General features: G+C 45.0%; 10 protein-coding genes. 7 read left to right on the top strand and 3 right to left on the bottom strand.

The features are described from left to right. Positions 1 to 35: 35 nt before the first annotated feature. Complete coding sequence (djlA, locus tag PluTT01m_RS03135) at positions 36 to 857, bottom strand: co-chaperone DjlA (protein ID WP_011144990.1); 822 nt, start codon at positions 855 to 857, stop codon at positions 36 to 38. Positions 858 to 1,166: 309 nt separating this feature from the next. On the opposite strand from djlA, the gene lptD reads away from it, so the two are divergent. From lptD to apaH, 6 genes are all read left to right on the top strand, one after another. Continuing rightward, positions 1,167 to 3,491 carry an LPS assembly protein LptD gene (lptD, locus tag PluTT01m_RS03130; RefSeq protein WP_011144989.1) on the top strand — a complete coding sequence of 775 codons (2,325 nt, stop codon included), beginning with the start codon at positions 1,167 to 1,169 and terminating at the stop codon, positions 3,489 to 3,491. A gap of 69 nt (positions 3,492 to 3,560) precedes the next feature. Then, positions 3,561 to 4,862, top strand: a complete 1,302-nt coding sequence (gene surA / locus PluTT01m_RS03125; protein ID WP_011144988.1) for a peptidylprolyl isomerase SurA — start codon at positions 3,561 to 3,563, stop codon at positions 4,860 to 4,862. Beyond that, complete coding sequence (pdxA, locus tag PluTT01m_RS03120) at positions 4,840 to 5,859, top strand: 4-hydroxythreonine-4-phosphate dehydrogenase PdxA (protein WP_011144987.1); 1,020 nt, start codon at positions 4,840 to 4,842, stop codon at positions 5,857 to 5,859. The genes surA and pdxA overlap by 23 nt, the downstream gene beginning before the upstream one ends. Next, on the top strand, positions 5,852 to 6,670 hold the full coding sequence (rsmA, locus tag PluTT01m_RS03115; protein WP_011144986.1) for a 16S rRNA (adenine(1518)-N(6)/adenine(1519)-N(6))-dimethyltransferase RsmA: 819 nt from the start codon (positions 5,852 to 5,854) through the stop codon (positions 6,668 to 6,670). Before pdxA ends, rsmA begins: the two co-directional genes overlap by 8 nt. Positions 6,671 to 6,682: 12 nt before the next feature. Then, on the top strand, positions 6,683 to 7,060 hold the full coding sequence (gene apaG / locus PluTT01m_RS03110) for a Co2+/Mg2+ efflux protein ApaG (RefSeq protein ID WP_011144985.1): 378 nt from the start codon (positions 6,683 to 6,685) through the stop codon (positions 7,058 to 7,060). Between the two features lie 2 nt (positions 7,061 to 7,062). After that, a complete protein-coding gene (apaH, locus tag PluTT01m_RS03105; RefSeq protein ID WP_011144984.1) occupies positions 7,063 to 7,890 on the top strand; it encodes a bis(5'-nucleosyl)-tetraphosphatase (symmetrical) ApaH in 828 nt (275 codons plus the stop codon). Positions 7,891 to 7,933: 43 nt separating this feature from the next. On the opposite strand, the gene folA is transcribed toward apaH, so the two are convergent. Further along, on the bottom strand, positions 7,934 to 8,419 hold the full coding sequence (gene folA / locus PluTT01m_RS03100) for a type 3 dihydrofolate reductase (RefSeq protein ID WP_011144983.1): 486 nt from the start codon (positions 8,417 to 8,419) through the stop codon (positions 7,934 to 7,936). Positions 8,420 to 8,598: 179 nt separating this feature from the next. Here folA and PluTT01m_RS03095 point away from each other — a divergent pair, with 179 nt between their 5' ends. Then, entirely contained in the window at positions 8,599 to 9,213 is a 615-nt protein-coding gene (locus PluTT01m_RS03095; protein WP_011144982.1) for a LysE family translocator, read from the top strand. Positions 9,214 to 9,309: 96 nt separating this feature from the next. Here the strand turns inward: PluTT01m_RS03095 and carB are convergent, their stop codons facing one another. Further along, entirely contained in the window at positions 9,310 to 12,534 is a 3,225-nt protein-coding gene (carB, locus tag PluTT01m_RS03090) for a carbamoyl-phosphate synthase large subunit (protein WP_011144981.1), read from the bottom strand. Between the last annotated feature and the right edge of the window lie 3 nt (positions 12,535 to 12,537).

The raw sequence follows: 12,537 nt of genomic DNA, 5'->3' as shown, positions 1-12,537 counted from the left end.
CATTTAGTGGCATGTTTTTAAAAATAAAAAATGGGCTATTTAAAACCCTTCTCTTTTTTAATGAGATCATAGGCAGCCTGAATTGACTGGGCCTTTTGTTTAGCAATCTCCATCATTTCCGGTGGTAAACCTTTTGCTACCAGCTTATCTGGATGATGTTCACTCATCAATCTACGATAGGCACGCTTAATTGTCGTCGCATCATCCTTTTCACGCACCCCCAACACCTTACAGGCGTCCGCGAGTGTTGGCCCCTGCGCAGCCTTCTGATAACCGCCATACTGCCGTTGCTGCCACTCGCCTCCATCACCGAAATTGCGGCCACCTTCCATCATGGCAAGGAATTGTTCGAATTGGTTACGAGAGATCCCAAGTTCATCAGCAATAATAAACAACACCGTCCTCTCGTTCGGATGCAATTGACCATCAGAAAATGCCGCCTGTAACTGGATCTCCAAAAACATGCGAATTAAGTCAGACCGGCCAAAACAGGCTCGACGCAATTGTCTTAGTGTCTCACGCAAAGGAAAATTGGGCTCTTTACCTTCACGAAAAGCCTGCTGTGCCGCAATCCTAGCTTGCCCGTGAAGTTGCATTCGTTCCATTAACTGGCTCGCAAGCCGGATATCCGTTTCAGTCACCCGCCCTTTTGATTTAGTAATATGGCCCATCACCTGAAAAGTACTGCTGAAAAATAGCAGTTGGCGAGACTGATTATTTGCAAAAAAACCTTGGTTTCCCCGTACACTAGCCCTATCAAGCATATGGCCAATAAATAGACCAATGACAATACCCCAGAAGCCTGCTCCAGACACAACACCAAAGATCAGCCCAAGCAATTTTCCCCAATAATGCATATACTCCTCAATTCACCAATGCTCTGAGTGTAGTTTTGCATTATCATACTATTCATTCAGCTCTGTGCCTAACGACAAGATATACCCTATGGATTTCAAGCTGCATCGCGACGGCAAAGGAGCGAATCCCCGGGAGCATAGCTAACTATGTGACCGGGGTGAGTGAGTACAGCCAACAAAGAAGCAACTTGAAAGATGACGGGTATAAGTAAAGGTATGACTTTACACTGGCGTATATTCATTGAGTACGCTAGTCTCTTGAGGTTTGCCCGGCATAATGCCACTGATGACGGAACCGCATAAATATCTATGAAGAAATGTTATCCAACTTTGCTGGCCACAACGGTATGGGCCGCACTTTATGGTCAGTATGCACATGCTGATCTCGCAGCGCAGTGTATGCTGGGTATACCTGTTTATGATCAGCCAATCATTAATGGCGATTTAAATCAACTTCCTATCAATATTCTGGCAGATGATTCACGCGCAGATTATCCGCGTTCCGCTAAATTTATCGGTAATGTTAATATTAAACAGGGTAATAAAACCCTGACTGCCGATCAGGTACAACTTGATCAAACAGAAGATAAAGTTCCGTTAAGAACCGTAACTGCAACGGGCAATGTCCATTATGATGATCCCCTGATTATTCTGAAAGGTCCACGCGCTTGGTCTAATTTAAATAATAAAGATACCGATATGTATCAAAGTGATTATCAGATGGTCGGGCGTCAAGGACGCGGCACCGCAGACAAAATGAAACTGCGTGGTGAAAACCGTTATGCCATTCTGGATAACGGTACTTTTACTTCCTGCCTGCCGGGTAATGATAGCTGGAGCGTTGTCGGCTCCGAAGTCATTCTCGATCGCGAAGAAGAAGTGGCTGAAATATGGAATGCCCGTTTCAGGGTGGCTAACGTTCCCATATTTTACAGTCCGTATCTTCAATTACCGATCGGTAATAAACGCCGTTCCGGTTTTCTTATTCCTAACGCCAGCTATTCCAAAAATGACGGCTTTGAATTTCTGCTGCCTTATTATTGGAATATTGCACCAAATTATGATGCCACAATTACACCGCACTATATCAGTAAACGTGGTTTAAAACTGGATAATGAATTCCGTTACTTAACCAAAGCAGGCACAGGTACCCTTGCTCTCGACTGGCTGAATAACGACGAACAGTATGTCAAAGACAAAAAGACAAACACACGTACCGCCAGAGAAAGTGATAATCGCTGGTTATTTTATTGGAGACACAGTGGTGTGATGGATAGGGTATGGCGTTTTAATATCGACTATACCAAAGTCAGTGATCCCGAATATTTTTCTGATTTCAGCTCTCAATATGGTTCCACCACCGATGGCTATGCCACACAAAAATTTAGTCTGGGCTATGCTCAACAAAACTGGAATGCCACGCTATCAACTAAACAGTTCCAGATTTTTTCTAAAGATACCAGTAGAAAAGCTTACAGAGCAGAACCACAGTTAGATTTGAATTATTACAAAAACGATCTGGGTCCATTTGACCTTAAAGTTTATGGTCAGGCGGCAAAATTTACCAGTGTAGGTAAAAATAACCCGGAAGCAACCCGCTGGCATCTGGAGCCCTCCATTAACCTGCCACTCTCCAATGGTTGGGCCAGTATGAATAATGAAGTTAAGCTGATGGCGACTCACTATCAGCAGGATATTCCCAAAGCTACCGAGAATGCTGAATATAAAGAATCTGTTAACCGGGTTCTGCCACAGTTCAAAAGCGAAGCCAAAATGGTATTTGAGCGTTCAACGTACCTGAACAACAATTACACCCAAACGCTAGAACCGCAGGTTCAGTATCTGTATGTGCCATACAAAGACCAAGATAATATCAATAATTTCGACTCATCTTTACTGCAAACTGATTACAACGGCCTGTTCCGTGACCGCTTTTATGGTGGCCTGGACCGTATTTCATCGGCCAATCAAGTGACTACCGGTCTCACTACCCGTATTTATGATGAAAGTTTGGTTGAACGTTTTAACCTGTCATTAGGTCAAATCTATTACTTTGAACGTCCACGCACTGGTAAAGAAACCATCATCAACAGTAAAGATAGTACCGGCATGATGACCTGGGCAGGTGATACTTACTGGAAAATTAATGATTCTTGGGGCTTGAAAGGTGGTATGCAGTACGATACTCGCCTGGGCAACGTAACGATGGGGAATGCAGTACTAGAATATCGCCGTGATGAAGACCGACTGGTGCAGTTGAACTATCGTTTTGTTGACAGAGATTATATCCAAGCTACAGCTAAGAGTGCTCCGGCTTTCCAGCAAGGGATCTCTCAAGTCGGTCTGGTTGCAAGTTGGCCGTTAAGTGAGCGCTGGGGTTTAGTAGGTGCTTACTATTACGATACCAAAGAACAGCAACCGGCAAGTCAGTTAGTAGGGCTACAGTACAACACTTGTTGCTGGGCAATTAATGTTGGCTATGAACGTAAGATTGTTGGTTGGAAAGACAACAATAGCGAATATGACAACAAATGGTCATTTAACTTTGAACTTCGTGGCTTAAGTAACAATCATAGTCTGGGTAGCAGAAAAATGTTGCAGTCTGGCATCATGCCATACCAACGTGCATTCTGATGCCAATAAAGGTTTGATATTAAACACGATAAACCCGCTATTGCGGAACCTACATATGATGGGAAAAGTATGAAGAACTGGAGAACTCTCATTTTTGGATTGATGTTTTCAGTGAGTACTGCCTTCGCTGCACCTCAGCAAATGGATAAAATTGCTGCGGTTGTTAATAACGGGGTGGTACTGGAGAGCGACATCAATAACCGCTTACAATCTGTCAAACGGGATGCGCAACATGCCGGCCAGCAAATACCGGATGAGCAAACGCTACGTCATCAGATCCTTGAGCGTCTGATTATAGATAATATCCTGCTACAAATGGCAAAACAGATGGGGATCACCATTCCTGATCAAGCATTGGATTCTACAATTGCCAATATTGCAGCCCAGAACCACATCACTGTGGATCAAATGAAACATCGCATTGCTGCTGACGGAATGAATTTCGATACTTACCGTGATCAAATCCGTAAAGAGATGCTGATAGCAGAAGTGCGCAATAATGAAGTCCGCCGTCGTGTCACCATTTTGCCTCAAGAGATCGACGCCTTAGTTAAACAAATTAGCAACCAGAATACTAACGATACTGAACTGAATATCAGCCACATTCTGATCCCATTGCCAGAAAATCCTGATCAGGCGCAGATGGAAAAAGCCATGACGGTAGTGCAGAAAATTATGTCTGAACTTAAACATGGTGTTGATTTCGGTAAATTGGCTATCGCCTATTCTGCCGATCCACAAGCGCTGAAAGGCGGTAATATGGGTTGGAGTAGGCTTCAGGAGTTACCAACTCTGTTTGCTGAACAACTGCAATTAGCTCAGAAAGGTGCCGTTGTTGGCCCAATCCGTTCTGGTGTTGGTTTCCATATTCTCAAAGTTAATGATATCCGTGGCGGTAATCCAACCATCGCCGTCACTGAAGTTCATGCCCGCCATATTCTATTGAGAACTTCTCCTGTCATGACCGATGATCAAGCGCGCACCAAGTTGCAGCAAATCGCCAGTGACATTCGCAGTGGAAAAACTGATTTTGCCGATGCCGCCAAAGAGTTTTCAGACGATCCAGGCTCCGCCCTGCGTGGTGGTGATCTCGGCTGGACGGCTCCTGATATCTACGATCCTGCTTTCCGTGACGCATTAATGCGACTGAACAAAGGTGAAATCAGTCAGCCAGTTCACTCATCTTTTGGTTGGCATCTGATCCAACTACTGGACACTCGCAAAGTTGATAAAACAGATGTCGCTCAGAAAGATCGTGCTTACCGTATGTTGTTCAACCGTAAATTCACCGAAGAAGCACAAAGCTGGATGCAGGAACAACGCGCCTCAGCTTATGTGAAAATTTTAGATGGCAACGATGCACAACAATAAACCGATTATTATCAATAAACCAATTGTTATTACCCCCGGCGAGCCTGCCGGGGTTGGGCCTGATTTAACAGTGGCTCTTGCTCAACAAAGTTGGCCAATGCAATTGGTCGCTTGCGCAGACCCCAACCTGCTTCTCGACAGAGCCAGACAACTTAATTTACCTTTGCAACTACAAGAATATTCTGCTGACAAAACCCCCGAGCCACAGGCTGCCGGGACATTGACAATACTGCCAGTTCCTCTTCATGTGCCCGCAATCGCTGGCGAATTGAATCAAGAAAACGGTAGATATGTCACCGAAACACTGGCACAAGCTTGTGACGGTTGTTTAAACGGGGAATTTTCAGCATTAGTCACAGGGCCAGTTCATAAAGGGAATATCAATGATGCCGGCGTGCCTTTTATCGGCCATACCGAATTCTTTGCCGATCGCAGTGGATGCCAGCGAGTCGTCATGATGCTTGCGACAGAAGAACTTCGGGTTGCCCTAGCAACGACGCATCTACCCATTGTTGATGTACCAAAGTCCATCACTTTCGATAGTCTGCGGGAAGTGATTACTATTCTTAACCATGATTTAAAAACAAAGTTTGGCCTGGCAAAACCCCGTATTTATGTTTGCGGTCTGAATCCCCATGCAGGAGAAGGCGGCCATATGGGACGGGAAGAGATCGATGTCATTATTCCTGCGTTAGCCAGTCTGAGAGCAGAAGGTATCGTGCTGGAAGGCCCTTTACCAGCAGATACCCTGTTTCAACCTAAATATCTTCAACATGCGGACGCCGTGCTCTCAATGTATCACGACCAGGGATTACCCGTGTTAAAATACCAAGGTTTTGGCAGAGCAGTGAATATTACATTGGGCCTGCCGTTCATCCGTACTTCGGTCGATCATGGCACAGCATTGGAACTAGCAGGGACAGGTCAAGCTGATGTGGGAAGCTTTATCACCGCATTGAATTTAGCAATTAAAATGATACAAAACAGTAATGAATAATAGAGTCCACCAAGGGCACTTTGCCCGTAAACGTTTCGGTCAGAACTTCTTAACCGATCAATTTGTCATTGATAGTATTGCTGCCGCTATCAATCCACAACCCGGCCAAGCAGTGTTGGAAATTGGCCCCGGTCTTGGTGCATTGACAGAACCGGTCGGCGAACGTATGGATAAAATGACCGTGGTTGAACTCGACCGCGATTTAGCCGCACGTCTACAAGTTCATCCACAATTAAAAGATAAACTTACCATCATCCAGCAAGACGCCATGACGGTTAATTTTGGCGAATTGTCTCAGCAAAGAGGGAAGCCGCTACGCGTCTTTGGTAATTTACCTTATAATATTTCCACGCCGTTAATGTTCCACCTTTTCAGCTATACTGATGCTATTGCTGATATGCATTTTATGTTACAAAAAGAGGTGGTGAACCGTCTGGTAGCTGGCCCCGGAAGTAAAACTTTCGGGCGTTTAAGTGTCATGGCCCAATATTATTGTCAGGTTATCCCTGTGCTGGAAGTACCGCCAACCGCGTTTACTCCTGCACCTAAAGTCGATTCAGCCGTTGTACGTCTGGTACCGCACAAAAGCATACCGCATCCCGTCAAGAATATTCGTATGCTGAGCCGGATCACGACTCAAGCTTTCAACCAACGGCGTAAAACTATCCGTAACAGCCTCGGTGATCTTTTTACTGTAGAACAGCTCACAGAACTTGGTATCGATCCAAGTACTCGTGCAGAGAATATTTCTGTTGAACAGTACTGTAAAATGGCAAACTGGCTATCAGAACAACCTGAAATGCAGTCATAACAGGAGTCAATTATGATTAATACGCCCAGGGTTTCTATTCAGGTACAAAGTGTTTATGTAGAAAGCCAATCGTGTCCCGATCAACGGCGTTTCGTTTTTGCCTATACAATTACTATTCGAAATCTTGGGCGCGAACGGGTCCAATTAATTAATCGTTACTGGCTGATTACCAACAGCGACAGCCATCAAACGGAAGTTCAAGGGGAAGGTGTTGTTGGTGAGCAACCCATAATCCAGCCAGGTACCGAATACCGTTACACCAGCGGGGCGATATTGGAAACGCCCTTGGGTACTATGGAAGGCCATTATGAAATGATTGATCACAATGGTGAACCATTTCGCGTTGCTATTCCGGTTTTCCGTCTGGCTATCCCAACGCTGATTAATTGATTATGTCTACATATCTCATTGGTGATATTCATGGCTGCTACCGTGAATTGCGTGCTTTATTAACTAAGGCTAATTTTGATCCTACAAAGGATACATTATGGTTAACGGGGGATTTAGTTGCCCGAGGCCCAGACTCTCTTAAAGTTCTCCGATATGTTAAACAGTTAGGTTCAGCCGCAAGAATGGTATTAGGCAATCACGATCTCCATTTATTGGGCGTTTATGCCGGGATCAGCCGTAATAAACCTAAAGATAAAATTGATACGTTACTGTCTGCACCAGATGCCGATGAACTAATTAATTGGCTACGCAAACAACCGTTACTACAGTTCGATGATGATTTAAAACTGCTCATGACACATGCCGGTATTACGCCTCAATGGGATTTGGAAACAGCCAAAATGTGCGCCAGCGAAGTTGAAACTATGTTCAACAGTAGCTGTTACCCTCTGTTTCTCAATTCCATGTATGGGGATATGCCAAACAACTGGTCACCAGAACTCTCTGGGCTGGCACGTTTACGTTTCAGTACTAATGCATTGACACGTATGCGTTACTGTTTTCCAAATGGTCAGTTAGACATGTTGTGCAAAGATAAACCCGAAAATGCGCCTGCACCGTTAAAACCTTGGTTTGAACTAGAACGGCAAATCCCACCAGAGTATGCCATCGTTTTTGGTCACTGGGCATCATTGGAAGGCCAGGGAACACCCGATAGCTTTTATGCATTGGATACAGGCTGTTGTTGGGGAGGACAACTGACGATGTTGCGTTGGGAAGATAAGCAATATTTTACACAATCATCGTTACCGGCAGTAAAACAGCATTAAGCCAGACACGCCGTGAAAAAAGCTCATCGGCGTGTTCTATCAGTTAGAGACGACGTTGTAAAATCTCAAAACAGTAGCTGTGAGAATTTAATTCATCGGCATCATGGTACTCAGTAAATTCAGAATCCCATTCATCCGGTTCATAGTCAGGAAAATGCGTATCACCTATCACTTCTGCATCGATGTGAGTCAGGTACATACGACTCGCTCGTGAAATAAATTGGTCATAAACTTTACCACCACCCATGACCATAACCTCTTCTGCATCACCTGCTACAGCCAGTGCTTCATCAACTGAACTGACCCAAGTTACACGCTCGTCATTACCCGGCTGATTACTCAATACAATATTGAGTCTTCCCGGCAACGGGTGACCTATAGATTCATAAGTCACTCTCCCCATAATAACGGGTTTATTCAATGTATTACGTTTAAACCAGGCTAGATCCCCCGGTAGATTCCACGGCATTTTATTCTCCATGCCGATAACCCGATCCATAGCTAAAGCAGCGATCAAGCTGATATTCATTAAGCCACCTTATTAGGCAAATAGTATAAAAATTGATGACACTATACGGAAAGGGATGTACCCAGTCGATAGGCTCAACGCTTTCTTAAGTACAAAAGATTAATTTATACTTGGTTTATTACTTAAGACATTTATTGATCAAAATAATAACAAAGCTAATATTAACCATAGGGTACATTATGCTGGAAACATCACTAGTCGTCATCATTATCTCAACGTTGGGTATGCTCTCTCCCGGCCCCGATTTCTTTCTGGTAGTCAAAAATGCCATACGTTATCAGCGTTCTGCTGCCATGATGACAGTTGCGGGCTTAATCGCCGCTATCACTTGTCATATGGCTTACTGTGTCGCCGGGTTAGCTATTGTTATCACCACAACGCCGTGGCTATTTAATCTGATGAAATATGCCGGAGCGGCTTATCTTATTTGGATCGGGATCAATAGCTTGCTTTCTCGCGGAGGCAACAGCATTCTCCCAGACAATCAGCCACGACAGATTATCACTTTCAAAAAAGCGTTTATGCAGGGGTTCTTATGTAATTTGCTCAACCCCAAAGCAACGTTGTTCTTCCTGGCAATATTTACTCAGTTGCTAAATGTCAATTCTGGTGTTGGTGAAAAATTATGGTATGCCTCTATTATCTGGGGATTGTCAGTCATCTATTGGCCAATATTAGTCATATTGATTCAAAGTGCACCGGTACGCCGCGGATTAGCTAAGGCTCAGAAGATTATCGATAAATTACTAGGCATTGTTTTGATTGGATTAGGTGTCAAAGTAGCACTGGGATAACAGACAGTGATTCTTTCTCTTTAATTTTTCAGTAAACATAAAAAAGTGCGCTAAACAGAGCGCACTTTTTATTACTTCAATTAATCAGAATAGAGACTAACTATTAATCATCGCATGCATTTCCTGTACAGAAATCACCTGCTCAGTTGGATCGGCACTCAGTGCCATTGTGGTAGCAAATCCACCATTTAATGTGGTGTCATAATGCACTTTATATTGCAGTGCACTACGGCGAATAAGTTTGGAATCCTCAATCGCCTGACGACCCGCAGTCGTGTTTACAATATAGCTATATTCACCATTTTTGGTTCTATCCTGAATATGCGGACGCCCTTCGTGAACTTTATTCACCAGACGAGGGTTAATCCCCGCTTCACCTAGCACAACCGCAGTACCGTGAGTCGCATCCAGTTCAAAGCCCTGTTTCAGCAATTTAGCGGCCAAATCCACAACCCGGCCTTTATCACCTTCACGCACGGACAAAAGTGCTCTACCATTTTGCGGCATTCTGGCGTTACATCCCAATAGTGCCTTTGAGAAAGCTTCGGCGAATGTACGCCCAACCCCCATCACTTCTCCGGTTGACCGCATTTCAGGCCCAAGAATCGGATCTACACCTGGAAATTTGTTGAAAGGTAATACAACTTCTTTCACCGAATAGTATGGTGGAATGATCTCCTGAGTTGCATCTTGCTCAACCAGAGATTGACCAACCATCACACGAGCCGCAACTTTTGCCAGTGGTAAACCGGTCGCTTTAGAAACAAATGGCACAGTACGAGCCGCACGCGGGTTGACTTCAATCAGATAAACTTCGTCATCCTTGACGGCAAACTGGACATTCATCAAGCCCCGTACACCCAATTCAAATGCCAGCTTTTCTACCTGCTGGCGCATGACATCTTGGATTTCCTGGCTTAGGGTGTAAGCAGGCAGTGAACAAGCTGAGTCGCCGGAATGCACACCGGCCTGTTCAATATGTTCCATAATGCCGCCGATCAATACACGCTCACCGTCACAGATAGCGTCAACGTCCACTTCCACGGCATCATCAAGGAAACAATCAAGCAATACTGGGGCATCATTAGAGACATTGACTGCCGTCTGGAAGTAACGACGTAGGTCAACTTCGTCGTATACGATTTCCATCGCACGGCCACCCAAAACATAAGATGGACGAACCACTAGCGGATAACCCAGAATATTTGCCTTCTCAACTGCCCGTTCTATCGTGGTCACGGTGGCATTTTCGGGTTGTTTCAGACCAAGGCGATTTACCGCCTGTTTAAAACGTTCACGGTCTTCCGCACGATCAATCGCATCCGGGCTGGTACCAATAATGGGAACACCGGCGATTTCCAGTTCACGAGCTAATTTCAGCGGAGTCTGCCCACCATATTGAACAATCACCCCTTTTGGCTGCTCAACACGCACAATCTCAAGAACATCTTCCAAAGTCACCGGTTCGAAATAGAGACGGTCCGAAGTATCGTAATCTGTTGAAACGGTTTCCGGGTTACAGTTCACCATGATGGTTTCATACCCATCTTCACGCAGTGCCAAGGCCGCATGAACACAACAATAGTCGAATTCAATCCCCTGACCAATACGATTAGGGCCACCACCCAATACCATGATTTTTGGCTTGTCACTATTCGGATTAGCCTCACACTCATCTTCATAAGTGGAATACATGTATGCAGTATCAGTCGCAAATTCTGCCGCACAGGTATCAACGCGCTTGTAAACCGGATACAGATTATATTTGTGGCGTAGTTTGCGGATCTCTTTTTCGGCCACACCGACCAGTTTCGCCAGACGTGCATCAGCAAAACCTTTACGCTTCAAATAGCGCAGGAAGTCAGCCGTCAAGCTGTTAATGCCCTGCTCTGCTACTTGCTCTTCCAATCGCACGAGTTCTTCAATTTGCACTAAGAACCAGCGATCAATATCAGTCAGGTTAAAAACACCATCAACAGACATACCCGCACGGAAAGCATCCGCGATATACCAGATACGCTCAGCACCTGCATCTTTTAATTCGCGACGAATTTTAGTCAATGCTTCTGGATCATCTAAACTGACTTTCGGGTCAAAACCGGTTGCCCCCACTTCCAAACCACGCAATGCTTTTTGCAGAGATTCTTGCTGAGTGCGGCCAATCGCCATCACCTCACCAACAGATTTCATCTGGGTTGTCAGACGATCATTGGCTCCAGCAAATTTCTCGAAATTAAAACGAGGAATTTTAGTCACTACGTAATCGATAGAAGGTTCAAAGGACGCTGGCGTGCGACCACCCGTGATATCATTCATCAATTCATCAAGGGTATAGCCCACAGCCAATTTAGCGGCAATCTTAGCGATCGGGAAACCTGTCGCTTTCGAAGCCAGCGCAGAAGAGCGAGAAACGCGTGGATTCATTTCGATGATAACTAAACGGCCATTTTTTGGGTTCACCGCAAACTGTACGTTAGATCCCCCAGTTTCTACACCGATTTCACGCAATACCGCCATCGAAGCGTTACGCATGATTTGATACTCTTTATCCGTCAGCGTTTGCGCCGGAGCGACCGTGATGGAATCACCGGTGTGAATCCCCATCGCATCAAAGTTTTCAATAGAGCAGACAATAATGCAGTTATCGTTTTTATCCCGCACAACTTCCATTTCATACTCTTTCCAACCAATCAGCGATTCATCAATCAAAAGTTCGTTGGTTGGTGAAAGATCCAGGCCACGCTCACAAATTTCCTCGAATTCTTCACGGTTATAGGCGATGCCACCACCGCTTCCTCCCATAGTAAAGGAAGGGCGGATAATACAAGGAAAACCGACTTGATCAGCAACTGCCAACGCTTCTTCCATTGAATGGGCGATACCAGAACGCGGAGTTTCCAAACCGATCTTTTTCATTGCTATATCGAAACGACAACGATCTTCCGCTTTATCAATCGCATCTGCGGTAGCACCAATCATGGTAACACCAAACTCTTCCAGTACTCCCTGACGCTCCAGTTCTAGCGCACAGTTGAGTGCAGTTTGTCCGCCCATGGTTGGCAGAATCGCATCGGGACGCTCTTTTTCAATGATTTTACGTACCACTTCCCAATGGATCGGCTCAATATAAGTGGCATCGGCCATTTCTGGATCAGTCATAATGGTAGCAGGGTTCGAGTTCACCAGAACGACACGATAACCTTCTTCCCGTAACGCTTTACAAGCTTGTGCTCCTGAGTAGTCGAATTCACAAGCCTGACCAATAACAATTGGACCCGCTCCCAGGATCAGGATACTTTTAATATCAGTACGTTTTGCCATTTT

Origin of the sequence: Photorhabdus laumondii subsp. laumondii (genome assembly GCF_003343245.1) — a bacterium.
In the GTDB taxonomy this organism is placed as follows: domain Bacteria; phylum Pseudomonadota; class Gammaproteobacteria; order Enterobacterales; family Enterobacteriaceae; genus Photorhabdus; species Photorhabdus laumondii.
The sequence above is the reverse complement of the archived record's forward strand: the minus strand, read 5'-3'. Positions and strand labels throughout refer to the sequence as shown.

Bases quoted from the DNA above. Each gene is read 5' to 3' on its own strand.
- djlA (WP_011144990.1), bottom strand. From the start codon at position 857: ATGCATTATTGGGGAAAATTGCTTGGGCTGATCTTTGGTGTTGTGTCT.
- lptD (WP_011144989.1), top strand. From the start codon at position 1,167: ATGAAGAAATGTTATCCAACTTTGCTGGCCACAACGGTATGGGCCGCA.
- surA (WP_011144988.1), top strand. From the start codon at position 3,561: ATGAAGAACTGGAGAACTCTCATTTTTGGATTGATGTTTTCAGTGAGT.
- pdxA (WP_011144987.1), top strand. From the start codon at position 4,840: ATGGCAACGATGCACAACAATAAACCGATTATTATCAATAAACCAATT.
- rsmA (WP_011144986.1), top strand. From the start codon at position 5,852: ATGAATAATAGAGTCCACCAAGGGCACTTTGCCCGTAAACGTTTCGGT.
- apaG (WP_011144985.1), top strand. From the start codon at position 6,683: ATGATTAATACGCCCAGGGTTTCTATTCAGGTACAAAGTGTTTATGTA.
- apaH (WP_011144984.1), top strand. From the start codon at position 7,063: ATGTCTACATATCTCATTGGTGATATTCATGGCTGCTACCGTGAATTG.
- folA (WP_011144983.1), bottom strand. From the start codon at position 8,419: ATGAATATCAGCTTGATCGCTGCTTTAGCTATGGATCGGGTTATCGGC.
- PluTT01m_RS03095 (WP_011144982.1), top strand. From the start codon at position 8,599: ATGCTGGAAACATCACTAGTCGTCATCATTATCTCAACGTTGGGTATG.
- carB (WP_011144981.1), bottom strand. From the start codon at position 12,534: ATGGCAAAACGTACTGATATTAAAAGTATCCTGATCCTGGGAGCGGGT.